Origin of the sequence: Fangia hongkongensis FSC776 = DSM 21703 (assembly GCF_000379445.1) — a bacterium.
GTDB classification, from domain to species: Bacteria; Pseudomonadota; Gammaproteobacteria; order Francisellales; family Francisellaceae; genus Fangia; species Fangia hongkongensis.
On sequence record NZ_KB902240.1, the window covers coordinates 1 to 25,696 of the forward strand.

Here is a 25,696-nt window from a genome sequence, read left to right on the forward strand (position 1 = left end):
AAAAGCCACCGAAGAATCATTCAACAACATCAAATTAAACAAAGCATGAGTCGTAAGGGAGACTGCTGGGACAATGCTGTGGCTGAAAGCTTTTTTCGAACCTTAAAGACTGAATGTACTTACCATGAAAACTTTAAGACACGAGAGCAAGCTAAAAAAGCTATTTTTGAATATATTGAGGTATTTTATAACCGTAAAAGGAGGCATACACATAATGATTATTTATCCCCTGTAGAGTTTGAGAGAAAATCTAAATTTGCTTAAGAAAACTGTCCGGATTAGTGTTGACACTCCAGTTTAACTCCAGTTGGTGATCCTATTGAACTACATTTAATTGATTTTGAACCCATGTAATTCACCTATTCTAGAGTGCCTTAACATGTAGAATAAATACGCCAAATTAACTCTCCTCATCCCTTTGCTCAAAGAGACCAAAAGTTTCTAAAAAGTCATCCTCTTGTCTTTGTTCTTTCTCCTCTCTTATTCTTTTTTTCCTACTTTGATCCTCCTCTTGCTGCCTTCTTCTTTCTTCTATTTCAGCTTGTCTTTGCTCACGTTGCTCCCTTTTTTGTTGCGCTAGTGCTTCTCGCTGCTCAGATTGTGCTTTTTTAATTTTTTCTTCTCGATTTTGAAAAACCTCAGCAATCAGCAGCATTAAAGTTTCTTCAACATTTTCAAGCACATCTTCAATGGAGGCTTTTTTCTGGTGATAGGCCTGCAAGCTTAGACGCTCTTTTAACATCACCTTTTGAAGTGCAACATAACGCGCTGTTGAGTTAATACGCCAGTCTCGATTGTTTGCGCCCACCATATCATTTAGGCTCTCGATAGATTTATTCAAATATTTCCTGCCAAAGCTACCATACGTATTATGCTCATCCCGCTCTTGAATTCTCCCACTACTTACGCCAATACCACCTGAGACATAACGCACCCCTTCATACATCTGAGAGATTGTTTGAAAATCTCCTTGCGACTGATTTAAATTTGCACTGTATAGTGTTGTTTTCCCAAGAGAGACATACTCTGTTGGTGCTGGAAATTCATCAACAAATGCTTTATTAATATCCTTATGACGCCTGTTTACATTTGCCTCTTTATCATAATTACAAAAGCGCAACTTCAAATTTAAATTCACATAATGGCACAATTGCTGCCTTAAATTTACAGAGATGCCTTTATCAATAGGAACAATACTTTCAGAAAAACCAATCACATTGGTATAATCAAACACATCATACAAGCTATCATTATCAAGAAAGTTGTTATGTAGCTGGTCAAGTGATGCATCATCCAAACCATAGTATTGCAGCTTTGCTCTCTCACTAGGTGATAAATTATCACTTGCTATTACTTGCCTTGTGGGCGCAAATAAGAAGATTTGCTGTGCACTGACAAAATCAAATACATAATTGATTGCCTCGGTAATATGCTTTTGCTTAATTGAACTTCTGCCAGCTGCACGATAGCGAAGTGAGTAGAACTCAAGATAATAATAGCAAGCGCTTAGTATGCCCAAATATATTGCTGACAGATAACGAATAGTGATGTTTTTTTGATCCACCCCTGTCATCGTTACACTTGCTGGCGACTCTTCAAGCAAACTTTGCGGTAACACAAAGATAAAATAGATAATAGCTAAATCTCTCACTCTCATATCATTGGACAAAATTGAACGCCAGTGCTCTTGTTGATTATGTCCATTTGGGATGTGTTTAATAATCTGCTCTTTGACTTTTGCCCCTAACTTTTTATCAAAAAATTTCGTATAGTCTGAAAAATAAGACCAAATTCTAAGATGGCTATCAACCAGCGTAAAAAAACACTTCCGTGTAATCGAAAAATTCTTACTTTGATCCTGCTCGTTATTATAGACAATAAACTCATCTGCTTTTTCATCTTGAATATTAAGCTTTTTATATTTTCTGCCATAGGTTGTTCCCCTTGCCAGCACTTCAGATTTATGCACTTTTTTAATCAGCTCATCGCGAATGCTTTGTGCTTTTTGGCTATCATAATCCAATATTTTATCTTGATCATTATAAAACCGTGCATAGACCTCACGGGTTTTTTTCCCTAAATGATCTTCAGAAATCTCCACACGCTCCATCAGTACAGACGCAGAAAAATAAAACATTGTTGAGTGATTAAACCGATAACTTCTTAGCTGAAAAATCTTTAAGCTAATCATCAATATTGCCTCTTTAAGCGCATAGTTTGCATACTTTTGCTGATTTGCCTGCAAATATTTTAAGCGTGCTTTAATACTTTTCTCATCGTTTGCACTAGAGAGCTTTATCGCTTTTTCATCACCTTGTTGAATCATTGTTTGAATAAATGCATTAATACAATTTTGCGCTTTATATCTTGCAGTATATATCTCATTGTCTGGATTATAATTTCTCTCGCCTGTCACAGGATCTCTCATGCTAAATCCGCGAATGTCACTACTGACTGTTTTGGCAATAACATAGTTTGTAATCGCTGAAGTTGCACCAGATAATATACTATTGGCAATTTTCCTTTTCATACTGCCGTTCACTTGATAAGCATCATATACACTTTTAATGCTTGTCATGATTGCATACCCTAATGAGCCACCAAAGTAGGTTGCAACGACAGTTGCCATTCCATAAGCCACTTCAAATACGCCATCAAAACGATGCTGTCTTTTTTCCTCCAGTGCCATTCTAAGCTCATATTGCCCGGCAAGATTTTGAATTTGTTCGGCATACTTTTTTGCTTCCTCACCGTATAAAACAATAAGATTAGCAACTGCTTTTGATTGATCCTGTAAATACCTAATTGTCATATCACACCCTCCTTGTTTATTGTTCAGCATATTTTTGCGATATGCGCTAATGAAATCTGAAAACTCCCTTCCACTCACAGATTAATTTATTTTTTTGCTGGTGATAATATTTTTTTTAATAAAAAATATTGATTACATGTAAAAATAATACTTATCATTCAGTAAATGCTTATTTGCAAATAAGGGGCATCACCCCTTTTTTGCTTTGTTGCTTGTCGATACAATACCTTGAGGATAATGCTATATACAATAAGGAGTAATATGAGCATAGATTTACCCAATAACACGCATCAAAACAAACCTGTTATATCCAAAACAAAGAATATTATCGCCAGTTTCTGTGGCAGTGTATCAGAGTGGTATGAATTTGTTGTCTATGCCTTTTGTGCGCCTTTTTTGGCGCCGCTTTTCTTCCCAGCTGAAAACCAATTTGTGTCGATTTTAGCTGTCTATGGCGCTTTTGCGGCAGGTTTTTTAATGCGGCCGTTAGGTGCAATTGTATTTGGTTATTTTGGTGACAAATACGGGCGACAAAAAACGGTCTCCATTGCTGTTATTTTAATTGGCCTACCGACCGTTGTGATGGGCATTATGCCAACTTATCATCAAATTGGGATCATTGCGCCTATTATCTTAATTCTTGTCAGAATGCTTCAAGGATTAAGTGTTGGGGGTCAATTTACTGGATCTGCTGTCTTTATTAATGAGCACATTGGTATCCAAAGGCGCTATTTTGGAGCTGGTATTACCTTTGCTGGCGCCTTTTTTGGTATGCTTTTAGCCGCTGCAGTCGGCGCGCTACTAACAAGCTTTTTGAACGATCAGCAACTCGCTAATTGGGGCTGGCGGATTCCATTTATTTTAGGCATTTTTGTTGCAATTCTTGGCTATTATCTTAAAAAACACACCAGCGAAACTCCTCAGTTTGAAAAGTTAAAATTACATAATGCCTTGGCTAAAAATCCCATTCTTGAAACATTTAAAACACAAAAACTGGGTATGTTACTTGGCTTTTTTATTTGCTGGCTGACACCGCTTATTGTCTATCAGTTATTTATTTTTATGCCCACCTATGCCCATCATTACTTACATATCGATCTACATTACGCACTTGAGATCAACGCTGTAGGTATGATGATTCTTGCTGTTTTTACGATTATATGGGGATATGTTGCCGATTATACGGGGTTTTACAAAGTGATGTCGATTGCAGCCATTCTTTTGATTATTGCCTCACCTCTCTTGTATTTTCTGATGCACAGCATGCCACAAAGCTTTTTCATTGTTCAGATACTTTTTGCAATACTTGGCGCTGGCTTTATTGGGCCTGTCATGGGGATGTTAAGCCACTTATTTACCATTAATACACGCTATAGCGCCCTTTCAATTAGCTATAATCTTGGCTTTGGTATATTTGGTGGCAGCGCTGCCTTATTTTCAATGTATCTGATAGAAAAAACAGCTGTTATTTGGTCTCCAGGAATCTATCTCTCACTTGCAGCGATTATCTCATTGATTGCCTTAACGATTGCCAGAGGCCACATGAAAGCATAACCATACTCTGATCATAAGCCAAATAGCGCCTAGAAATGAAATATCAAAGGCATTGATACTCAAAACAACAGAATGTGTAAAAGCGGATGCTATTCTTCGACTAAATTTTAATTGATTTTTGTTCAATTAAAAAATATAATTCACCTCGTCAGCGTAAATGAAATACCATCAGGGACAGGCATGTTAAGAAAGATATCACCTTTTTTAAGCTATTATTTGGAAGCACTCAAATACCGACCTAAGCACTTTGTTATTCGTGATATCATTGTTACCAAAGATGGCATTATGGTTGAATATAAAACCAGCACATATCAACTATCAGCTGCCAAAAGGGAAAAAATATCTGAAATCACCCTACAAAGGCATTACTTTGACCGCACTGATAAGCTCAAAATCGATGCTTGCAATATTGCTGAGGAAATGATTGAAAATGCTCGTGCAATCAGCACCAATGATGCATATAAAGACAAGTTTCTTTTAGCACTTTACCCCCGTATTGCCAGATATTTAAATGCCAAGGTAGAGCTATGAACACACTGAATACCATCAAGCTTCAGCATCAATTAAATTGCTGGAAGCTAAATAGTATTTTGATACCGATTATCATCACTTTAGGGTTAGTCTCAAATATTATAGGTCACCGCATGATTCTTATATTTGGGGTTGCGATGTACAGTGGCGCTTTTTTGAAACTTGCCGCATTAGTATTACTCAATGTTATTCGTAGCTATTCTGCTAATAATCGCACCTTTTTGCTGACTTTTATACTTGGCATTTTATTAAGCTTTGTGATGACAGGCTATGCACAAATCATTAGCCAATATACTGCTTACCCTGATTATTTCAAAGAGGCAAGCGCCTATTCTATTGTATTCTCTAATGCTTGGCATAGCCTTGTTGCAGGGGCTATATCAACCTTGCTGTTTTTGCTTATCGAGCTGATTCTTTTTAACTTTTTCTATTTTAAAATGCGATTTTTGTTTATTCTTGCCTCGACCATCAGCATTGGGATTGCTCTTTGTGTTGCCTCCAATACAACCCTATATCTTGGCTTTGTACTTGAGTATCCTCAACATATCGAGACGCTGTTATTTGACAATTTAATCCGAAATTTAATCGTACTTATTATACTCTCTCTTTTAATCCAGCCATTGGTTTATTGGATTAATCATAAGTATCTACAAAGTTAAAGGTTCTATTGAATTTATCAACTCACTTCCTCCATCTGGCATTATATTATTTCAGCTTGATTATTTTTAGTTGGATCAGCTATCTTTTGCTTATTGCCTTATTGGATTAAGCTATTTTACTAATGTCAGTTTTATCTTTTAGTCTCAATCAAACCTTTATTCATTGCTAAAAAGGCATAAAATACTTCTATAGGTAGAAAGTATTAAGTGCAAATAAGGAGCGCTAATGTCAGCTGCAATTAATCCCACAATCACCGCGCTAAAAGAATCATCGACCTTAGCCATTAATCTGAAGGCAAAAAAGAAAAAATGGGAGGGTCAATCTATTTGTCATTTTGGTTTTGGAGAGTCGCCTTTTCCTATTGCCAAAGGAATCACTCAAGCACTAAGTGAAAACGCTGATAAAAAAGCTTACTTACCGGGAAGTGGCTTGCCCGAGCTCTGCCAAGCAGTTGCTGACTATTATAAAAAAGAGTTTGCTTATGGTTATAACAAAAATAATGTTCTTATTGGACCTGGGAGCAAAGAGCTTTTATTTCAACTGTTGTACCTTCTTGAGGGCATGGTACTTATTCCTGAAGGAAGCTGGGTGAGTTATAAACCACAAGCAACCCTCCTTGGTAAAAAAACACATATCCTTCAGACGTTTTCAAAGGATAATTACACTTTAACAGCCAAAACCTTACAACATTTTTGCGCCTCCCTTTCTCCCATTGAACAGCAAAAACAAAAAGTTTTAATTTTAAACTCACCGAATAACCCAACAGGTAGCATCTACCCTGATAATGAATTAAAAAAACTTGCTGAAATTTGTCAGCGCTATCGCATTATTGTGATCTCTGATGAAATCTATGCCAAAGTAGTCTTTGGTGATAAAGTGCATACATCCATTGCCTATTATTACCCAGAGGGAACCATTGTAACTGGAGGATTATCTAAATTATTCTCAGCCGGCGGCTATCGCCTTGGTGTTGCATTGATTCCAAATGCACTATCCTCACTATATGATGCAATGAAGATTCTCATTAGTGAAACCTATAGCTCCGTATCCGCACCAATTCAGTATGCAGCTTTGTATGCCTATGGACAGTTTGCTATGATTTCAGCTTATCTTGCAAAGTGTACCCGTATTCATCAAACCGCTATTTATTATGTACACGCTAAAATGACAGAACTTGGCATCTTATCCACTTCTCCAGAAGGCGCATTTTATCTATTAGTTGACTTTACACCTTTTAAAGAGATGCTTTACCAAAAAGGGATTCAAACAAGCCATGAACTTGCCCATTTTCTATTAGAGAAACTTAATATTGCCACCCTTGCTGGCAGCGAGTTTTATTTTCCTGAAAATAAATTATGTCTTCGTCTTGCGATTACAGATTATGACGGTGAGCACGTGCTGAATCACTTTGATGCCATCACTACAATCTCAACCGAGCAATTCATCAGTGAATTTATGCCCAATATTTATCAGGGAATCACTCGCTTATCCAACTGGGTGACTAGTGAACTAAAAGAGTGTATTAAACAATAAGCTTAGCGATTAAAAAGCGATTGTAGCTGAGTAATAAGCGCTTCTTTTTGCTTCTCATCATATGCGAGAAATGCCTCTTTCCCCCATATCACTTCTGGCCAGCAGTAATCATCTATCTTCCTAGCAACAACATGAATATGCATTTGAGAGAGAACATTGCCAATCATCGCTACATTAATTTTATCCGCGCCCAAGTGTTTTAACAAAGCTGATATGCTATTGATTTGACGATTCAATGCCATTTGCATTGGCTCATCCAACTCAAACCATTCTATCTTATCTGTCTTTGGAATAATCAACACCCAAGGAACAAGTGCATTTTTCGACAAACGAATTTGACTTAATGGCATATCACAAACAAGATAACTTGAGTCTAATAGCCTTGGATCAATACTAAAGCTATTCACTTAAAAATGCTCGCACTTTTTCAAGATCCTCTAGCGTATCAATCCCTGCAGGTGTGGATACTTGAGCGATATCAATTGCAATTTTAAAGCCATGATATAAGACACGAAGCTGCTCTAAAGATTCAATTTGCTCTAACGGACTTTTAGCCATTTGCGCATAATTTTGCAAAAAATCAGCACGATAAGCATAAAGACCGATATGACGATAATGCGCTCCAAGGCTTGCTTTATTTTGATCAAAAATCCCTCGTTGCCAAGGAATCGGAGCTCTAGAGAAGTACATTGCCTCTTTAGCAGCATTAAAAACGACTTTAACCATATTGGGGTTAAAAATATCTGCTTCTGTTGTTATTTCTTCACATAGTGTGGACATTTTGGCATCTAAATTATGCTCTAATAAGAGTGCTGCCTGAAGCACATTCTCTTTAGGAATTAACGGCTCATCGCCTTGGATATTGACAATAATATCCTTCCCATCAAAGCCAAGTTGTTTTACCGCTTCAGCAATGCGATCAGTGCCTGATTGGTGATCACTACTTGTCATACAAACCGAAGCCCCAAACCCATCTGCTACCTTCACAATTTCATCACTGTCTGTGGCAATTGTTACACTGTCAAAATGGCAGCTTAATGCTTTGTGATAAACATGCTCAAGCATCGTTTTTCCAGCAATATCTAAAAGCGCCTTTCTAGGCAGTCTAGTAGAAGCCAAACGAACAGGAATGACAATATGTCTAGCCATATTTTTTCACTTCCTCTAAGCTTAGCGCTTTTGCCTCTTCAACCAGCATCACAGGAACATCATCAACTACAGGATAGGCCAATTTTTCAGCCTTACAAACCAACCTTTGGTTCGCTTTATCATAAACAAGTGAAGCTCGACAAGACGGGCACACCAACACATTCAACAAACTTGCATCCATAAATTATGCCTCAATCAAAAATATAAAAACTTGATTCTCCTCATAAGCCTCAAGGATAACATACTCATTAATTTTACACCATGCAGGGATATCATGTTTGACACCCGGATCCGTGCAATATACTTTAAGCACTTGCCCGTTTTGCATTTTTTTAAGTGCATTTTGTGTCTTAATAACAGGCATCGGGCACAGAAGGTTCTTTACATCAAGCTCAATTAGATTCATTTTCACACATACCAATTTGGGTTAATCTCATCAACACTAAATGGTTTCACGGTTATTTCTTTTTCCACACCATCTTTATAACGAAAAGCGACCGTTACCTCATCGGCATTTTTCCCTTGTGAAAATCGCCCAATCACTTTAGCAACAAGTGTTTCATCTTCTTTTGGAAACACGCCATCAATCAAGGTTAAAGGCCCACCATGTGAGCTAACTGACACAGAAACAAACTGTCTTTTATAACCATTTAAAAAGTTATTCTCACCTTCTTCACGCGAAATAATAAGTTTATATTCAGGCTTAATACGTAAATGGCGACCAATCTTAAGAAGCATAATATCATCAAAATCATAATCACGGTTATTATCACGCCCCTTCCACAAATCAACCAATTTATCAGAGTATTGTTTATCTGTGAGAAAACAGCAGCCACCAGCAGGTGTTGCATAATCTTTAAAGCCATATTTCTCTGCCAAATCAAACTGTGGGGTACGATTTCTACCATGAAAACCAAGTAGTTTTTCTCTGTCTACCCAGCCTTCGCGCTCAGGCTTTGTTTCAGGCAAGTTTTTAGCGCAAAGTGGACGAAGCAATAAATCATCAATCCCAGATTGTTTTTGGACAACAGGCATCGTGTCTTTTCTTTGAGACATCGGTCTTTGCCCAACCACTTCACCCGTAATAATAAAATCAAACCCATTTTCTTTCGCCCATTCTTTGGCTTTTTTAACCATGAAAATTTTACAATCAAGGCAAGGGTTCATATTGGCGCCATAGCCATATTTAGGGTTTAAAAGTACATCTTTATACTCTTCAATCACATCAATAATATGAAGTTTGATACCAAGCTGCTCTGCTACCCAAAGTGCATTGTTACGCTTTTGCTTTGTTTGATCCTTTTTGCGAATTGCATGGGTGTGCCCTTCAACACAAAATCCGGTGAAAAAATTAATTCCCTCAACATGTACGCCTTGCTCTAAAAGCACCTTTGCTGCCAACATTGAATCAAGTCCCCCTGAAATCAGGGCAACGGCTTTTTTAGGTGTGTTTTTTGTATCCTCTGATACATCTACTTGCTTGCTTGTTATTACTTCTGTCATTTACTCTATCTAACGCATTTTATGTTTATATTGATATCAATCGCAAATCACTTCTTATTACATTCGCGCTATGCGTTAAATACAAAAAATGATTTATACGTGCTATAACCGGCACCATTGTACGCAAAATAGATAACTTTTTCATCAAAAAAATAAATTATGTGCTTTCTCTACAGCCGCTTGAAGTATTGTGTTAAAGATCAACTTAAGAGTATCTCAAAGTGAATTTAGCTTTTCCTACTAGCTTGCAACTGACTATGTATCGCATTTAGAGTAACATAATCTATTGGCTCATTACCTTCCGCACCATACAATGCTGTAAGACAGTTATCGAGATCCTTCTCTAACCTATTTAGCGCTGTGTCTCTGCTTAAAATAGAATTACGCAGCGTTTCTTTTTCCTCCCTTGAAAGCTTATGCACAGGGTATAGATTATTATTATCTGTCACCAATTTCTCAGGTTTCACTTTATTTAACTTTGCTGATTTTTTAATGGCTTTGTAATGGATGTTTTTTTGTAGCTCTTTTTGTAAGAATTCAGGCAAAATACCATGTAAATTTTTAATACCGTAGGCATAAAGCGCGTTCATTGCAGCAATATCAGTGACATTTCCTGCATAAAAGAGATCACTAAACACTTGTGCAAAATCATTCTGTACTTCTTTTTTTGACAAATCCGGGCACGCCCCTTTTTGATCAACATATATAAGGATCGTATCTATAAATACATTCAGAAGCCCCTCTCTGTCCTTGCCTGATTTACAACTTGATTGAACAATGCCACCGCAAAATAACACAATTAGCATTTCATAAGCTGCGCGAGAGAGCATTTCTCTTCTACTTGGCAGTTTTACATGCATACTGTGAGAGTAGATATTTAACATCTGTGCGATAAAGCAGTATTTTCTAAGGTTTCTATATTCACCACCTGCATTTTCATCTGGCAATTTATGGTATCTATTTTTGTCTTTTAAATAAGGGGCAATATAACTGCTTGAATTACGACTAATCTCACCTGATTGTACGCCAGCATAAACATAGTTTGAAAATACTAACGCCATATATTTAAGCTCCCAAATACTATGATTACTCTTAAATAATCGATTATTGGCAAAGAAGTTATTAAATTTCCCAACTGCGCCCAAATTTAACGAATGGTTGGTCGCAATCACCATAAATTTGTCTCTAATATTTCCTCCACTTCCAGAAGCACCCACACTACCAACATGATTTAAGAAATTACGCTTTGCCTGTCGATTAAAAAATGCATAAATCGCCTCATCTTTTCTGTCAATCATGTGCCCTTCAGCATTACATCCTTGATTCACTAAGGTCTGAAATAAAATAGGCCTTGGAAGTCTGTATCTTGGTAACAACTCACATAATCTAAAGTCTCTCTTTCCATATGATTCGAGAATATGATAAAGAAGCTCTACAATGTTGATTTGTGTTTCATGCTTTAGCTGCTCATTTGATGCTTTTAGTTTATGGCCCAACTCATATGGCACTAAAATCGAGCTTCTAAAGCGAGGAGAAGGAGTCATTGCATATGTGCCTTCTATACTTGGATCATTTACAAGAAGATCATAAGATAGCAAATTACTAATCCCACTATAGCGATCTAAAGAGCTTTTGAACCTGCCCATGCTAATCGCGCTTTGCATATAGACTTTTTCAGCTCCACTCGATAAGGCTATATATGCAGCACTCATTAACCATATTGCTTTATCTCCCTGCGCTCGATTAATTAATGTATTTGATGCCAACACTTCTGTTTGATATTGATATTTATTAATTGCTTTGCCACCACCATGCTGAGCTCTTAACAGATTATAACGAGCATTTTTAGTTGCCTCTATGGCCTTGGGAGCATCGTCAGATAAAAGCCATGGACATAGCACACCCCCACCAACCGATCGATTTAATTCATCTGAATCTAGATATTCATCAGGCTGTGGAAACGCTCTTGCATAATTAAACATCACATTACACGCTATTAATTAATTTAATTACTTATCATACTGACATTCTCAGATAATCAAATACAAATTATGCTCAATATCAGATTGTATATTTCTCATTAATCATGCACTATTTGAAGTGCTATCTATAACTGATACATCTCAATAGGTGCTTTTATGTCATTTTGCAGTGTTTAAAACAAAAATGCTTGTGATTGGTATATACTGAGATATAAACAGAGTCATCAAGTTGATTTATAAAATGAATAAAGGCGACTTTCAGGGGAAATTTCTTAGCTTTTATATTCCATTAATCCTCTCAATTTTAATTTGTTTTAATGCACTTTTGGCGCTGATACTGGGCATTATTCCATACATACAAAGCGCCATTTCTCACACTGATTTAAATCTATATGCTAATGAGTTTATTCATAACAGCCTTTCTCATCGTATTTTTACTAGTTTCTCAGAAGAGTCTGTTCATGATATTACTTTAAAAGTGAATACCATCACTTTTTTAATCTTAGGCTATATTCTTCTGCTGATTGCCAGAGGCGTCTATAGACGTGTCCGCTTTTTTTGGGCACTTGCGCTTATTATCCTGATTTTATTATTCTGTAACAGCTTTTTTGTTTATGCAAATACCAGTGTACTGACATGGATCTACGCGATAGAAATTATTGGTCTTCTTGCCAGCTGGAAGCTTTTTGATAAACGCTTTTCAAAAATACGCTTAAGCTATGCCCAATTTGTCGTCATCCTTTCTTTTATTCTTGCGCTTTTATATGGTGTGATTGGAAGCTATTTATTAAGAGATGAATTTCAAGGCATCAAAGACTGGTCTGATGCTTTATACTTTACCGTTGTCACCTACAGCACCGTCGGTTATGGGGATATTACACCACTAACAGAAGAAGCAAGACTGTTTGTCGTGTCGATGATTTTTATTGGACTTGGTGCATTTGCTGGCATACTAACCTTTATTGTTGGCAGTCTTGTGAATCGAATACAAAACCTCTTGAATGTTTTTAATAAAGGAAAAAAGCACATGAAAGATCATATCATTATCTGTGGTTATAATACGCTAACACAGATCCTTGTCACTGAGCTAGTACATAACCATACGCCATTTTTAATCATCGACAACCTCTCAGGCAGTAATAATGCCTCAAGTGATATTAAAGATCAAATTATAAATGGTCTTGCATCCGATCCAGAAGTACTTCGAAAAGCCAATATTCTTGCTGCAAAATCTATTGTTATTGCCTATGATCATGATGCCGATAACATTTTAACTTTGTTAACTTTACAAGAGCTTTTAACTGACAGTGATCATAAAATTACAACGGTGATTCGCATCAACAATGAAAGTAACCTGAGTAAGGCGAAAAAGCTCGGCGCAGATGAAATTGTGTCACCGTATGTTATGGCTGCAAATGCAATTTTAACCAAGGCAAATAGCTAAAGGTTTGCAATTCTATATGATGGGTATAGCCCAATTCATTGACTGTTGTTACACTATCTCCACTTATATAAAACAGTGATATTTATGCTTATTGTTTTTAAACCTTATTTACAACATAATACAGTGAGAAGCTTAATTGCTATTGGCTGTGTGTTTTTTCTTATTATTCTTTTCTCTGGGTTATTGGCAGCCCATTGGGTATGGCTTTTTCTGCCGATTGTTCTTGCCCCTTTTTATGAGTGGTACGCACATAAATTTCTGCTCCATGCGAATTTAGTCTCTAAGCCACTTTGGTTTAGAGCATTTCAAATCAGGCTTCATCATGCCCATCATCGAGAGCCACAAAACTTCAAGCTATTATTTGCCCCACCTATGGCGATCATTATTCATCTTATTCAAACGTATGTGCTTTTTGCCCTTTTAACTTGGAGCTTCTCAGTTGCGCTTGTACCTTTTACCTTTGGTATTTTTTATTATCTGTTTTATGAGTGGATTCATTTGGCGCACCATATTCCAAAATATCAACCCAAAACAAAAGTAGGTGAGCGATTAAAGCGTGCGCATATGCGTCACCATTTTCACAATGAGAACTACTGCTGGGGGATTACAAACTATTTAGGCGACAAACTTTTTGGCACATTCAAAGGACGAAATGATGTGGAAAAAAGCCAAACGGTTCGAGATATTGCAGGCTACAAAGAATAAGCTTCCCTAAACCTACTTCTGCTGTTTTTTGTTATAACGAATCCATGAAATAAAAAAGAAAATAACAGGCACGATACATAAAATCGCCAGCGCAATAATCCAGCCCCATGAAAAACTTGCACCAGCAAGTTTAACAATCAATAACAAAATAAAAACAATAAAAATAAGCGGATACAGTAAAATCATACATTACGCTTTATTCGGTAGTTGATTATTTATTTTACCAGCACCTTGGTATTCACGCTATGGGCAAGACAAGCACTGACAAAGCCTTCAAATAGAGGGTGACCATCTCTTGGCGTTGAGGTAAACTCTGGATGAAACTGACATGCCATAAACCAAGGATGCTCTTTAATTTCAACCATCTCAACGAGTTTATAATCCTGTGATTTGCCAGCGATGGTAAGACCCTTTTCTTCTAATGCTTGAACATAGTTATTATTAACTTCATAACGGTGTCTATGCCTTTCAAAAACTTCTGCTTTTCCATAGACCTTTCTTGCTAATGAGCCCTCTTTTAAATGTGAAATCTGTGCGCCCAAACGCATTGTACCACCAAGATCTGAAGCGCCTGATCTTAAATTAAGCGCACCGTCTTCAGAAAGCCATTCGGTAATAAGACCAATAAGTGGTGCTTTTGTTTCAGGGTGAAACTCAGTACTATTGGCATCTTTAAGCCCAAGTACATTTCTTGCATATTCAATAACAGCCACTTGCATACCAAGGCAAATACCTAAAAATGGAATATTGTTTTCCCTGGCATACTGCACGGCTTTAATCTTTCCTTCAACCCCGCGGGAGCCAAACCCACCTGGGACTAGAATGCCATCGACTTTGCCAAGTATTTTCTTAATATTGGCGCCTTTTTCTTCTAAATCTTCAGAATCAACAAAGTGGATATTCACCTTTGTATGTGTGTGAATCCCAGCATGAAATAACGCCTCATTCAGTGATTTATATGCTTCTGTCAATGAAACATATTTCCCAATCATGGCAATACTGATCTCTTGCCTTGGATGTTCAATTTCATAAACAACCTTATCCCATTCTTTAAGATCAGCCGATTTGACATGCAAACCCAGTTGACTGACGACACAAATATCAAGCCCCTGCTCATGGTATCTTCTTGGAATTTCATAGATGCTTGAGACATCTTCCGCTGAAAATACAGCCGACTCTGCCACATTGGTGAAAAGGGCAATTTTTCGTCTTTCACTTTCTGTAAAGCTTGTTTCACAGCGACATACTAAAATATCAGGCTGAATACCAATACTTCTTAGCTCTTTTACTGAGTGTTGTGTTGGTTTTGTTTTTAACTCGCCTGCCGCCTTGATATAAGGCAGTAGCGTTAAGTGTAAAAATAAGCTTCTAGACTTGCCAAGCTCTTGAGAAAGCTGTCTTATCGCCTCTAAGAACGGTAATGATTCAATATCCCCGACTGTCCCACCGACCTCAACAATGGCAACATCAATAGTTGAATCAACACCCTCTAATATTTTAGATTTAATCTCATCTGTGATATGTGGAATCACCTGAATAGTACCACCAAGATAATCACCTCGGCGCTCTTTTTTAATCACATCCTGATACACTCTGCCCGTTGTAAAGTTATTACGTTTTGACATTTTTGTTCTTAAAAAGCGCTCATAGTGACCAAGATCAAGATCTGTTTCTGCACCATCTTCTGTTACAAACACCTCACCATGTTGCAGCGGGCTCATCGTACCTGGGTCAATATTAATATAGGGATCGAGTTTCATTAAAGTGACATTTAAGCCGCGACATTCGAGCAAAGTTGCTAATGATGCTGCGGTAATCCCTTTACCTAAAGAGGAAACAACACCACCTGTTACAAAGACAAACTTTGTATGTGAATTTTGGATACTAGACATGAAAAAAAGCGTTACATTAATCTTCTTAATGTTGTCAGAGCTTAACAAAAACCACTATGCTATGCTAGTAAATTTTATAGACTTTCAATACAATTTCCCAAGTGACTTCTCTATGGCTATCTCCTCCCCATAACTTAGTAAATTCCCCAGAGACGTCATCTAAAGGGCTTTTGCCATTTTTATTGATATAACGCTGAGTAGAAGACCATGATCTAAAATAGCCCATCAAATCTTCAAGCTGCCAGTTAGCTTTTATCTCAAAGGCTGGACTATCAAGTGCTTTGAGTGAAGGTAAATTGATATCTTGGTAGTTGCTATCAATATGCTCTCGCCCTTCTGGCCAGTACTCGCCAAGTACCGGTTGATAGAGATAATCTCTCAGCTGATCAATTCTTTCATCTAAAGATGGCAAATTATACATCCAAATCGCCACAACACCTTGAGGTTTCAATACACGCATTAGCTCTTTCTCAAAGAGAGCCATATCAAACCAATGCGCAGCTTGAGCTACTGTCACAAGATCGACTGAATGATCTAGAAGTTGTGTCTTTTCTGCCGCTGATTGCTGGTAGATGATATTATCTTTTTTAATCGCTTGATCCAGCTGAGCCTGACTTAAATCTGTTGCTATCACTTCATTAAAATAGCCTGATAATTCTGAAGCCACCTGCCCTGTCCCTGTTGCGCAGTCCCAAAGCAGCTTTTTTTCAGCTGTTTGACTTAAAAGATAGTCATATAAGGCTTTTGGATAATTCGGGCGAAACTTTGCATAAAACTCAGCTTGTTTTGAAAAGTAGTCTTTATCGACTGCACTATTTTCCATTGTTGGGAATAATCCTTATTACTACAATTATTTGTTATAATAATAAGGGCTTAAGTCAATGACTTCAACTGAGTGACAGGCATTAGATGTCCTTAAAACGGCATTTACCAATGTTGCCAAGTGACTTTTTTGTACTTCATCACGACCTTGAAGTAATTTAATTTCAGCGTGCAAATGTGGCGCTTTCTCTCCTGCTGTTAACATACTTTCAGCTGCAATTGCTCTGACTTTAATCGCATTTTCAACAAACAAGCCAGACTCCAACATAGCCTGATGCAACTTAGAGACAATAACATCAAGCGCCTCAAGATTAAGTGTCTTTGAATAAAAGAGCGTACAATGAGGCATCTAATTACCCTTTATAGCTTTCAATGCTAGCCTGTATGTCTTTCTTAGCAGCTTCAGCGCCCTCAAAACCATCTACTTTGACCCATTTATTTGGCTCTAAGTCTTTATAGTGCTCGAAGAAATGTTTGATTTGATCTAATAGTAACTTTGGCAAGTCTTCTAACTCTTTAACATGGGAGTAGATTTTAGTGAGTTTATCTGTTGGAACGGCAATAATTTTTGCATCAACACCTGACTCATCTGTCATTTTTAAAACCCCTACAGGACGACAATTAATAATCGCACCTGGGCGAATTGCTACAGGCGCCACCACTAAAACATCAGCTGGGTCACCATCATCTGATAAGGTATTTGGAATAAAGCCATAATTGCACGGATATTGCATGGTTGCTGTCATGAACCTATCGACAATCAGCATATCCGAATCTTTATCAAACTCATACTTAACCGGCTCATTATTCATTGGAATTTCAATCACCACGTTGATATCTTCTGGCGCATTTTTACCCGGTGCAACATTCTTTAGCATTTTAACCCTTAATTTTTAATTTCAACGAAACCTTGATTCGGCTATTCTCTTTCATTTAATATAATTATTCAACCCATTTAAAACAGAAAATCTGAATGTTAAGTGTTTATCTTATTTTGATTATTGGCGGGTGCTTGACTGGCTTTTTGGCTGGGCTTTTGGGCATCGGTGGAGGCATTATTATCGTGCCTATTTTGGCATTTGCTTTTCATATTTTACCTGAAACTACCGCCTCTTATATGCAATATGCCGCTGGCACCTCCCTTGGTATCATGATTTTCACGGCCATTTCATCGATTCCACATAAGCTTCGCCAACGTGAGGTGAATTTCACGATCGTTAAAATGTTTACACCCTACATTGTTTTTGCCAGCATTTTAGGGGCTATTGTTGCGCGTTTTTTAAACCCTAAACTCCTTGCAATCTTCTTTGCTTTAACGCTCCTTACCATGCTGGTTAAAATGCTGTTTCAAAAAGATCATGAGCTAATCACCCCTAAGCGCAACTCAAAGCGAAAAAGTGCCTTTTGGGGTACAATGGTGGGCTTTAAATCAGGCATTTTTGGTTTAGGTGGCGGCATTGTTATCATTCCCTATATTCATAGTCTTGGCTACTCCATGCGTATTGCAATTGGCACTTCAAGTTTATTCACACTTATTATTGCACTTGTTGGCAGCATTACCTTTGCAATAACAGGCATCACTGACCATAACGCTGTCTCATGGACGCTTGGCTATCTCTACCTTCCTGCTATTTTGCTTGTTGCACCCACTAGCATGATTTTTTCAAAAATAGGGGCAAAGCTTTCATCTAAAGCACCACTTGGGCTATTAAAATGGATTTTTCTTTTTATTTTGGCGTTTTCTGCTGTTAAGCTACTTCTCACTGCAATATAGTCTTTTCGATTTGAAGGGCTAGCAAAACATTATTTGTGTATTAACGATGTTTGGAAAGACCATGAAAGATGGGCGATTACCAAAGATGATTTTATTTCATAAAAACCTATACTAAAACTCATCTAGTGATTAAAGGATATACTGAATGACTCGAGGGCATCCTATAAGACTATGGTGGTTTTCAATCATCTATGCGGCCCAAATGTGTGCTTATGGCCTTTTGCTGACAAATTTACTACCTTTTGCTCGAGATGCTCTGGCTCTAGGAGAAAACCATGCACTATGGTTTTTTGCAGCCTTTGCTTCTTTATCCTGGATCATTAGCATCATTGGTGGAATATTATGTGATTATATTGGCTTTAAATCCACGGCATTAGTGGGTTTACTCAGTGCCTTTATTAGTTTACAGTTTTTAAGTCATGCCTATAGTACACCCATATTATATCTAGGCACTGCTGTATTTATCCTATCACAAGGACTAAGTACAGCAGCGATCTGGTCTTTAGTCAGTCAATGTTACAACAAAAACAGTAAAACACGCGCATCAGGCACAACGCTTTTTTACTTGATATTTAATATCGGTGCCTTTTTGGGTATTTTCTCAAGTGGGTTTTGGATGACCTCTATTGGTTATCACAGTATGTTTTTTTATCTGAGCTTTATTCTTTTAATGGCTTTCATCATATGCCTTTTTATTCGGACAAAAGAAAGAAAGCTCACCTTTCAGACCTATCTACGACGCTATAGTATTTTAGTGGTTATCAGCATTCTTCTTATCGCAATCAGCTGTTATTTATTAAACCACCCTTTTATCAATAACTTTCTCATTATCGGATTGACCATTCTCTCCATTTTATACCTTTATACTTATGGAAAAATCTCTCATCACAGTAAAAAAACCAATGCATTTATCATACTTTGTGGCATCGCTATCTTCTACTATATAGCCTACAGCTGTATGTTTAACCTGTTACCACTTTTTGCTAGATACGCCATGGATCTATCCTTTTTTGGCTTTTTACTACATGAAAACAATATTGAATTTTTCGATGGCTTTTATGTTATTACTTTGGGAGGTCTGCTTGTTTTACTATGGCGCTATCTTGCATATCGAGATATTCATATTGCACTTTTCAATAAGTTTTCATTAGGCGTTATCCTTGCAGGACTAGCCTATCTGATCTTTGCTGCTATTATATTCACCGACCTTGAAAGCAAAACATCTGTCTACTGGTTTATACTTTTATTTTTTTTCCTCACTTTAGGTGAGCTTCTTGTTACACCGACAGGTATTGCCATGGTGAACCAGCTTGCCCCTAAAAATAGAGTTGGACTTTATATGGGCGTTTGGACGATTGCCAATGGAATTGCCCCTATATTTGCAGGACTGATCACCGCATTTAACGAGATCAATGGCAACATGCCTTTAGTTACTGTGAATCAACACAGCATTATTGTCTTTATAGCGCTTGGTGGTACGGTAATACTCGTTGGCATTATTGCTTATTTTCTATTTCGCCGAAAAATGGCTCAATTTTAGAAATCAGAAACAAAAAAGGCTTCCAGTTGGAAGCCTTTCTAGTTATTAATCTCTGGTGGGTGCTGAGGGGTTCGAACCCCCGACCCTCGCCTTGTAAGGGCGATGCTCTCCCAGCTGAGCTAAGCACCCGAGAACGTGATTGATTATAAGCACTCAGCCTTTAAAGTCAACGACTTTGATGAAATTATTTTGTTTTTGTTTTGAGTTGTATGACAGCCATACAAATAGTACTTTTACAAACAAAAAAGGCTTCCAATTGGAAGCCTTTCTAGTTATTCAATCTCTGGTGGGTGCTGAGGGGTTCGAACCCCCGACCCTCGCCTTGTAAGGGCGATGCTCTCCCAGCTGAGCTAAGCACCCGAGAACGTGATTGATTATAAGCACTCAGCCTTTAAAGTCAACGACTTTAGAAAACTTTTTTATGCCAAAAATATACCACTCTAATTAGTCACCTTGGCGACGTATTTCATCACGTGATATTTCACCATCTGCAATTTCACGCAAAGCGACTACTGTTGCCTTATCATTGTCCCAATCAACACGTGGCTCTTCACCACTTAACATTAAATGGCGTGCTCTTTTTGCCGCAAGCACGATTAACTCAAAGCGACTGTCAATTTGATCTAAACAATCTTCTACTGTTACACGAGCCATATTTATCTCCAGAAGTTAAAACGATAAGATTTTAGTCGACTTTTATATCTTTGCCAAGGGTTTAATCTTTCTATTGTCAGAATAACTATAAAAAATCAGAGGATTCGTATATACTCTCCAATGTCTACAGTAACCTTTTATAACAGGGATAGATGGCAAAACGAAACCTCACTAAAAATCAAATCCGCACTATTCATAAGAATAAGACAGGCATTAATACAGAGGATCTAATCCTTGGTGATAATGAGTGCTTACAACAAGCACTTGTATTATCTCATCAGGGAAAACAAATAAAAGTCGCATTTGAAGACAATACTACCGTGTTATGTCAATTTAGGCAAAACCTTGGTCATATTGTCGCTGGAGATCGGGTTCAGCTTATTTACAACACACAAACAAAGACAGGGATTATTTGTGAGGTTTTACCGAGAAAAAATGAGCTGAAGCGTCCATCAAAGCTGTCTAAATCCTATAAAGTTATGGCGGCAAACATTGATCAAATGATTATTATGCTCGCGGTTGAACCTGCCCCTATTGAGCATTATATTGACCGCTACCTTGTCATTGCTGAGCAGATGAATATTAAGCCAATACTACTTATCAATAAATCTGATTTACTTGAGGATGCTAAGAACCGTGCGCAAATTGATGCTATTTATACGCTTTATACTCAACTTGGCTATTCAGTTCATTTTTGTTCAGCCCTCAAAAAAGACAACCTCAGTCAAATAAGAGCATTACTAGAGAACAAAAGCTCCATCTTTGTAGGACAATCTGGTGTGGGTAAATCTGAAATGCTAAATGCCTTATTTGATAATAAAATGACTGAGACTGGCAATATCTCTCAGCAAAATAAAAGAGGCAAGCATACCACAACGACAGCAACACTATATCACCTTGATCAAAAAAGCTCCATCATTGACTCCCCCGGCATTCGAGAGTTTGGCATTTGGCACTTAGATGCTGAGGAGATTTTCTCTGGCTTTATTGAATTTCGCCAATATATTGGCCAGTGTAAATTTCGAAATTGCCAACATTTTGAAAACACCAAAGGCTGTGCGCTCAATCAGGCACTTGATAGTAACAGCATCACCAAGGCACGATTTAACAACTATCACCGTCTTATTTATGAAATGAATGCCACCTCATAAAAGCAATACCGCTACACAATTTTAATGCATTCTATTATGGGGGGTTATATAATACGCTCGTTTATTAAATATAGAGATCGCTAATGAATCGTTCACTTTATATCATTTCTTTGGGTATGCTCTTTAGCATCAGCAGTCAGTTTGCATTTTCTGCTGAATTTACCTGCTCTAATAGTTTATTAAAAACGCCAATTATGCCTTTTAAAGAAAGCCATAGCCTTAATTTCACCAACTGGGCTGATTATATGTCCCCAGATTTAATTCCCTGCTTTCGCAAATTAAGTCACACCAATGTGCGCTTAAGTTATACAACAGATGATAATATGACGCGTGCCAAGGTAATGACTGGTGCCTCAGGCTTTGATGTTATTGAGCAAGGGGCGCTTTACCTCCCAAGTGAAATTCAATCAGGTGCACTCGTGAAGCTTGATAAGACTAAACTGCCGAATTGGAAATATCGCAATAAAGCCATTTATGAGAAAATCTCTCAAATCAATGACCCCGGTAACAACTATGCAATTGTTTACTCTTATGGCACAACGGGTATTGCTTATAATCAAAAAGCTGTTGATCGTGCTTTTAAGATGCCAAAAGGAAAACATGTCATTCCAGATAGTTGGAAATATCTATTTAATGACAAATATTTAAAAACACTTTCTCATTGCGGTGTATCGCTTCTTGATGAACCTGAGCAAGTGTTTGGCAATTATTTTTATTACAAAGGTATCAACCCAAACACCACCAGTAAAGCAGAGTATGAAAAAGCAGCGCTTTATTTAATCCACCATGTGCGGCCTTATATAAAATATTTTGACAGTAACAAGTATCAAAATGATTTTACAGCAGGGAACCTTTGCGTGGTGATGGGGTACTCTGGTGATGTTGTGCGATCGGTTGAGCGCGCTAAAATCATCAATCCAAAACTAGCGCTCAAATATGTACTACCAAAAGAAGGCACGAATATTTGGTTTGATATGTTAATGATTCCAAAAGGCGCTAAGAATCTTGATGCGGCTTATCGCTTTTTAAACTTCAATATGGAGCCCTATGTTAGTGCGATGAACAGCAACTACATTTATCAACCAAATGGCGTTATTGATAATAGACAATATTTAAATACGCTGTTTAAAGATCCAAATATTAATCCAACTCAGAAGATGATTAAGAAAATGTATGTTTTGAATATACACCCACCTAAATTTCAGGCCTTCGTCAGTAAAATGTGGATGTATGTGAAATATGGCATTGATTTCACACCTCAATATATCGACAACAAAAAAGAGAAGCCAAAGCCTTAAAATCTATACTGGATAATATAGAAGCTTCCCACAGTGAAAGCTAAAGAAAACGCTCTCTCCTTGCTGATAACTTCGATGACTCAATGCCACTAATAGCGTATCGTTAGAGCGAATGGTTATTTCAAAGCTAGAGCCTAAAAAAACACTTGAAATGACTTTAGCTGTTTTCAGATCGCTATTTTTTGCTAAATTGTTCTCTTTGGGGAAAATCTCAACCACATCATAACGGATGAAAACCTGATAATTCCCCACTTGCCAATGACTATTAGGATATGCAAAATTGCCTAACGCTGTTTTAAGCACGCAGCCATCAAAGCTCGCGTTAAGTACCGTGCCTTTTGAAAGCAGTTTTGCAGCTTCTAAGGAAAGGGGTGATTTATAAAGCGCCTCTGGAGCGTCAATTTGCAGCATTTTTCCATTTTCCATAATGGCCACTTTATCACCAAAACAAAATGCTTCCTCTTTGGCATGTGTGACTAAGATACTTGTGATATTACGTGATTGCAGTAATGCTTTTGTCTCATGCATTAGCTCATATCGAATCGCAACATCAATATTTGAAAATGGCTCATCTAAAAGCATAAGCTTCGGCGATATCGCTAATGATCTTGCAATGGCAACACGCTGTTTTTGTCCACCTGATAATTGATATGGATAGCGCTTAGCATAGCTTTCAGGGAGTTTCACCAAATCCAGCATCTCTTTAACAATACTACGACGAGATGACCTTGAATGATCAAAAAGACCGAAGGCAATATTATCAAACAGGTTTAAATGCGGAAAAAGTGCATAGTCTTGAAAAATCATGGCAATATTTCTTTTCTCTGCTGGCATATTATATTTCCCATGTACATATAACAGCTGGCTCTCAAGTGTAATCTCACCATTACTTGGCAACTCCACCCCTGCTATGCACCTTAAGGTAGTACTTTTACCACAGCCACTTTTACCTAAAAGCGCAAGCGATTGTCCTTTCTCCAGTTCAAATGACATTGATTGTAAAATGTTATTCTTTGCGATTGTACAATCTAAATCCTTTACTTGTAGCATGCTATACCATGACCTATTTTTACTGTTCAGTTTTATTGTTCAAAAGCCTGTTGATCCACAATAGTGGCACAAGACTTAACAATGTAATTAATAATGCACCTAATGATGCCTGCTCGATCATTTCATCTGACATATATTGAAATACATACGTTGACAGCATCTCAAAGTTAAATGGTCTTAGAATTAAAGCCGCGGGAAGCTCTTTAATGACTTCAATAAAGATAAGAATAAATGCAGCAATCAAAGCTGTTTTCATAAGGGGAAAATGCACAGATAAGAACATTCTTAAGGGACTGTGTCTCAACATAGTCGCTGCATTATCAATACTGGATGGAATATTCTCAAGCCTAGATGAAAAAGTATTATTTGAGATGGCAAGAAAACGTACCACAAAGGCAAAACTAATTGCAAAGACGCTCCCACTTAATATCAAACCGACCTCAGCGTTGAAAAGAAACATTGTGATATCATTTATTAAATAATCTATTTTTGTCAGTAGAATCAAAACACCAATTGCCAACACCACACCCGGCACTGCATAGCCAAAGTTAGAGAGATGCTGAGATATCACAAGCATTTGCTTTTTAGCATAACGAGAGAGTATTGTGATCAATAAAGAAATAAGAATACAAGCAACCGAAACAATACATGCAATTAAAAAGCTATAGAGACTAATTTCGATAAAACGCGGTGTGAAGGCACTTTTGAAATATACAAAGGCATAATATACAAGCTGAATAAATGGCAGCAAAAATGCCAGTAAAAATAAAACAAGGCAAAATAAAAATACCAGATATTTTTTATATCCTACCAGCCTCTTCTTTGCAGAGCTCAATTGATTGGCAAGCGCTGTTAGCTCTTTTTTATGTGATTGCTTTTCTAGCCAAATAAAACACATAATCACAACTAATAACACAAGTGCAATTTTTGCTGCACTTGAAAGCGAGCCTAAATTAAGCCATGTATCATAAATAGCAGTTGTTAGCGTTTGCACAGCAAAATACTGAACTGCACCAAAATCTGACAAACTTTCCATAGCGATAAGTGAGATTCCAGCAATAATAGCAGGCCAACAAAGCGGCAATGAAATTTTTAAAAATCGGCGCATTGGCGAGGCTTTTAAGAGCATCGCTGCTTGCTCATATTGCCTTGTTTGACAGCTAAAAGCAGTTTTTGCCAATAAGAATAAATAAGGGTATAAACTAAGGGCTAAGACAAATATGGCGCCACCGATACTGCGAATACTAAAAAACCAATAATCACTCTGATTTTGCCATCCAAACAAATATCTTACTAAAGATTGCACCGGTCCTGTATAATCAAACCAATCGATATACAAATACGCCATCACATAAGATGGCAGCGCCAGTGGTAACATTAAAAGCCAAGAGAAATAGCGTGCCATTGGAAAGTGATAGCGTGCTACAAACCATGCTGCTGGAATAGCAAATAAGCTACTTAACACCACCACCCCAATGGTTAAAATAACTGAGTTGGTAATATAGCTAAATAAAACTGTCTCATAAATGTGCCTAAAGCCAGAATCGCTGTAACTAACAGCCTCAATAATCAGCTCTGCAATCGGCAATAAACAAATAATGACAATAATATAAACAAAGTATCGCCCTGAAAAACGCATTTA

At 37.4% G+C, this 25,696-nt stretch carries 26 protein-coding genes and 2 tRNA genes; 11 read left to right on the forward strand and 17 right to left on the reverse strand.

The window, feature by feature from the left end; translation table 11 throughout:
- Positions 1 to 264: IS3 family transposase (locus A37Q_RS0101390; RefSeq protein ID WP_018298474.1), on the forward strand; the 264-nt coding region annotated here is incomplete at its 5' end.
- 136 nt (positions 265 to 400) lie between these two features.
- Here the strand turns inward: A37Q_RS0101390 and A37Q_RS0101395 are convergent.
- Positions 401 to 2,812, reverse strand: coding sequence for a sbcc family protein (locus A37Q_RS0101395; protein WP_018298475.1), 2,412 nt, complete (start codon positions 2,810 to 2,812; stop codon positions 401 to 403).
- A gap of 261 nt (positions 2,813 to 3,073) precedes the next feature.
- On the opposite strand from A37Q_RS0101395, the gene A37Q_RS0101400 reads away from it, so the two are divergent.
- The 4 genes from A37Q_RS0101400 to A37Q_RS0101415 all read left to right on the forward strand — a co-directional run bounded on the left by A37Q_RS0101400 (position 3,074) and on the right by A37Q_RS0101415 (position 7,090).
- Positions 3,074 to 4,366, forward strand: coding sequence for an MFS transporter (locus A37Q_RS0101400; RefSeq protein WP_018298476.1), 1,293 nt, complete (start codon positions 3,074 to 3,076; stop codon positions 4,364 to 4,366).
- A gap of 180 nt (positions 4,367 to 4,546) precedes the next feature.
- Positions 4,547 to 4,897, forward strand: coding sequence for a hypothetical protein (locus tag A37Q_RS0101405; RefSeq protein ID WP_018298477.1), 351 nt, complete (start codon positions 4,547 to 4,549; stop codon positions 4,895 to 4,897).
- Positions 4,894 to 5,556, forward strand: a complete 663-nt coding sequence (locus tag A37Q_RS0101410; protein WP_018298478.1) for a hypothetical protein — start codon at positions 4,894 to 4,896, stop codon at positions 5,554 to 5,556. Before A37Q_RS0101405 ends, A37Q_RS0101410 begins: the two co-directional genes overlap by 4 nt.
- 226 nt (positions 5,557 to 5,782) lie before the next feature.
- Positions 5,783 to 7,090, forward strand: coding sequence for a pyridoxal phosphate-dependent aminotransferase (locus tag A37Q_RS0101415; RefSeq protein ID WP_018298479.1), 1,308 nt, complete (start codon positions 5,783 to 5,785; stop codon positions 7,088 to 7,090).
- Positions 7,091 to 7,092: 2 nt separating this feature from the next.
- Here the strand turns inward: A37Q_RS0101415 and A37Q_RS0101420 are convergent, their stop codons facing one another.
- From A37Q_RS0101420 to A37Q_RS0101445, 6 genes are all read right to left on the reverse strand, one after another.
- Positions 7,093 to 7,497: an HIT family protein gene (locus A37Q_RS0101420; protein ID WP_018298480.1), complete on the reverse strand. Its 405-nt coding sequence runs from the start codon at positions 7,495 to 7,497 to the stop codon at positions 7,093 to 7,095.
- Positions 7,490 to 8,239: a 3-deoxy-manno-octulosonate cytidylyltransferase gene (kdsB, locus tag A37Q_RS0101425; protein WP_018298481.1), complete on the reverse strand. Its 750-nt coding sequence runs from the start codon at positions 8,237 to 8,239 to the stop codon at positions 7,490 to 7,492. The genes A37Q_RS0101420 and kdsB overlap by 8 nt, the downstream gene beginning before the upstream one ends.
- On the reverse strand, positions 8,232 to 8,420 hold the full coding sequence (locus A37Q_RS0101430) for a Trm112 family protein (protein ID WP_018298482.1): 189 nt from the start codon (positions 8,418 to 8,420) through the stop codon (positions 8,232 to 8,234). The genes kdsB and A37Q_RS0101430 overlap by 8 nt, the downstream gene beginning before the upstream one ends.
- A 3-nt stretch (positions 8,421 to 8,423) precedes the next feature.
- The gene (locus A37Q_RS0101435; protein WP_018298483.1) at positions 8,424 to 8,645 is read right to left on the reverse strand and encodes a sulfurtransferase TusA family protein; all 222 of its coding nucleotides are present in this window, start codon (positions 8,643 to 8,645) and stop codon (positions 8,424 to 8,426) included.
- A 2-nt stretch (positions 8,646 to 8,647) separates the two neighbouring features.
- Complete coding sequence (locus A37Q_RS0101440) at positions 8,648 to 9,742, reverse strand: tRNA (5-methylaminomethyl-2-thiouridylate)-methyltransferase (protein ID WP_018298484.1); 1,095 nt, start codon at positions 9,740 to 9,742, stop codon at positions 8,648 to 8,650.
- 227 nt (positions 9,743 to 9,969) lie between these two features.
- A complete protein-coding gene (locus A37Q_RS0101445; RefSeq protein WP_154648600.1) occupies positions 9,970 to 11,727 on the reverse strand; it encodes a hypothetical protein in 1,758 nt (585 codons plus the stop codon).
- A gap of 238 nt (positions 11,728 to 11,965) precedes the next feature.
- Here A37Q_RS0101445 and A37Q_RS14340 point away from each other — a divergent pair, with 238 nt between their 5' ends.
- Positions 11,966 to 13,168: an NAD-binding protein gene (locus A37Q_RS14340; RefSeq protein WP_018298486.1), complete on the forward strand. Its 1,203-nt coding sequence runs from the start codon at positions 11,966 to 11,968 to the stop codon at positions 13,166 to 13,168.
- Between the two features lie 84 nt (positions 13,169 to 13,252).
- On the forward strand, positions 13,253 to 13,873 hold the full coding sequence (locus tag A37Q_RS0101455) for a sterol desaturase family protein (RefSeq protein WP_018298487.1): 621 nt from the start codon (positions 13,253 to 13,255) through the stop codon (positions 13,871 to 13,873).
- A 12-nt stretch (positions 13,874 to 13,885) separates the two neighbouring features.
- On the opposite strand, the gene A37Q_RS16170 is transcribed toward A37Q_RS0101455, so the two are convergent.
- The 5 genes from A37Q_RS16170 to ppa all read right to left on the reverse strand — a co-directional run bounded on the left by A37Q_RS16170 (position 13,886) and on the right by ppa (position 17,465).
- Complete coding sequence (locus tag A37Q_RS16170; protein ID WP_018298488.1) at positions 13,886 to 14,059, reverse strand: hypothetical protein; 174 nt, start codon at positions 14,057 to 14,059, stop codon at positions 13,886 to 13,888.
- A gap of 29 nt (positions 14,060 to 14,088) precedes the next feature.
- A complete protein-coding gene (locus tag A37Q_RS0101465) occupies positions 14,089 to 15,765 on the reverse strand; it encodes a CTP synthase (protein ID WP_018298489.1) in 1,677 nt (558 codons plus the stop codon).
- 64 nt (positions 15,766 to 15,829) lie between these two features.
- Entirely contained in the window at positions 15,830 to 16,588 is a 759-nt protein-coding gene (locus A37Q_RS0101470) for a class I SAM-dependent methyltransferase (protein WP_018298490.1), read from the reverse strand.
- Positions 16,589 to 16,615: 27 nt separating this feature from the next.
- Positions 16,616 to 16,936, reverse strand: coding sequence for a 5-carboxymethyl-2-hydroxymuconate Delta-isomerase (locus A37Q_RS0101475; RefSeq protein ID WP_018298491.1), 321 nt, complete (start codon positions 16,934 to 16,936; stop codon positions 16,616 to 16,618).
- A gap of 4 nt (positions 16,937 to 16,940) precedes the next feature.
- Positions 16,941 to 17,465, reverse strand: coding sequence for an inorganic diphosphatase (gene ppa, locus A37Q_RS0101480; protein WP_018298492.1), 525 nt, complete (start codon positions 17,463 to 17,465; stop codon positions 16,941 to 16,943).
- Positions 17,466 to 17,560: 95 nt separating this feature from the next.
- On the opposite strand from ppa, the gene A37Q_RS0101485 reads away from it, so the two are divergent.
- Entirely contained in the window at positions 17,561 to 18,361 is an 801-nt protein-coding gene (locus A37Q_RS0101485) for a sulfite exporter TauE/SafE family protein (protein ID WP_018298493.1), read from the forward strand.
- A gap of 145 nt (positions 18,362 to 18,506) precedes the next feature.
- Positions 18,507 to 19,901 (forward strand): MFS transporter, encoded by a 1,395-nt coding sequence (locus A37Q_RS0101490; protein ID WP_018298494.1) that lies wholly within the window; start codon positions 18,507 to 18,509, stop codon positions 19,899 to 19,901.
- Between the two features lie 53 nt (positions 19,902 to 19,954).
- Here the strand turns inward: A37Q_RS0101490 and A37Q_RS0101495 are convergent.
- The 3 genes from A37Q_RS0101495 to rpoZ all read right to left on the reverse strand — a co-directional run bounded on the left by A37Q_RS0101495 (position 19,955) and on the right by rpoZ (position 20,555).
- Positions 19,955 to 20,030 (reverse strand) — tRNA-Val (locus tag A37Q_RS0101495).
- 155 nt (positions 20,031 to 20,185) lie between these two features.
- Positions 20,186 to 20,261, reverse strand: a tRNA-Val gene (locus A37Q_RS0101500).
- Positions 20,262 to 20,345: 84 nt separating this feature from the next.
- Positions 20,346 to 20,555, reverse strand: a complete 210-nt coding sequence (gene rpoZ, locus A37Q_RS0101505) for a DNA-directed RNA polymerase subunit omega (protein ID WP_018298495.1) — start codon at positions 20,553 to 20,555, stop codon at positions 20,346 to 20,348.
- Between the two features lie 152 nt (positions 20,556 to 20,707).
- On the opposite strand from rpoZ, the gene rsgA reads away from it, so the two are divergent.
- A complete protein-coding gene (rsgA, locus tag A37Q_RS0101510; RefSeq protein ID WP_018298496.1) occupies positions 20,708 to 21,706 on the forward strand; it encodes a ribosome small subunit-dependent GTPase A in 999 nt (332 codons plus the stop codon).
- An 83-nt stretch (positions 21,707 to 21,789) separates the two neighbouring features.
- Positions 21,790 to 23,004, forward strand: coding sequence for an extracellular solute-binding protein (locus A37Q_RS0101515; RefSeq protein ID WP_018298497.1), 1,215 nt, complete (start codon positions 21,790 to 21,792; stop codon positions 23,002 to 23,004).
- 3 nt (positions 23,005 to 23,007) lie between these two features.
- Here the strand turns inward: A37Q_RS0101515 and A37Q_RS14345 are convergent, their stop codons facing one another.
- Both A37Q_RS14345 and A37Q_RS0101525 read right to left on the reverse strand, forming a co-directional pair.
- Positions 23,008 to 24,054 (reverse strand): ABC transporter ATP-binding protein, encoded by a 1,047-nt coding sequence (locus A37Q_RS14345; protein ID WP_018298498.1) that lies wholly within the window; start codon positions 24,052 to 24,054, stop codon positions 23,008 to 23,010.
- A gap of 19 nt (positions 24,055 to 24,073) precedes the next feature.
- On the reverse strand, positions 24,074 to 25,693 hold the full coding sequence (locus tag A37Q_RS0101525) for an ABC transporter permease (RefSeq protein ID WP_018298499.1): 1,620 nt from the start codon (positions 25,691 to 25,693) through the stop codon (positions 24,074 to 24,076).
- Positions 25,694 to 25,696 lie beyond the last annotated feature (3 nt).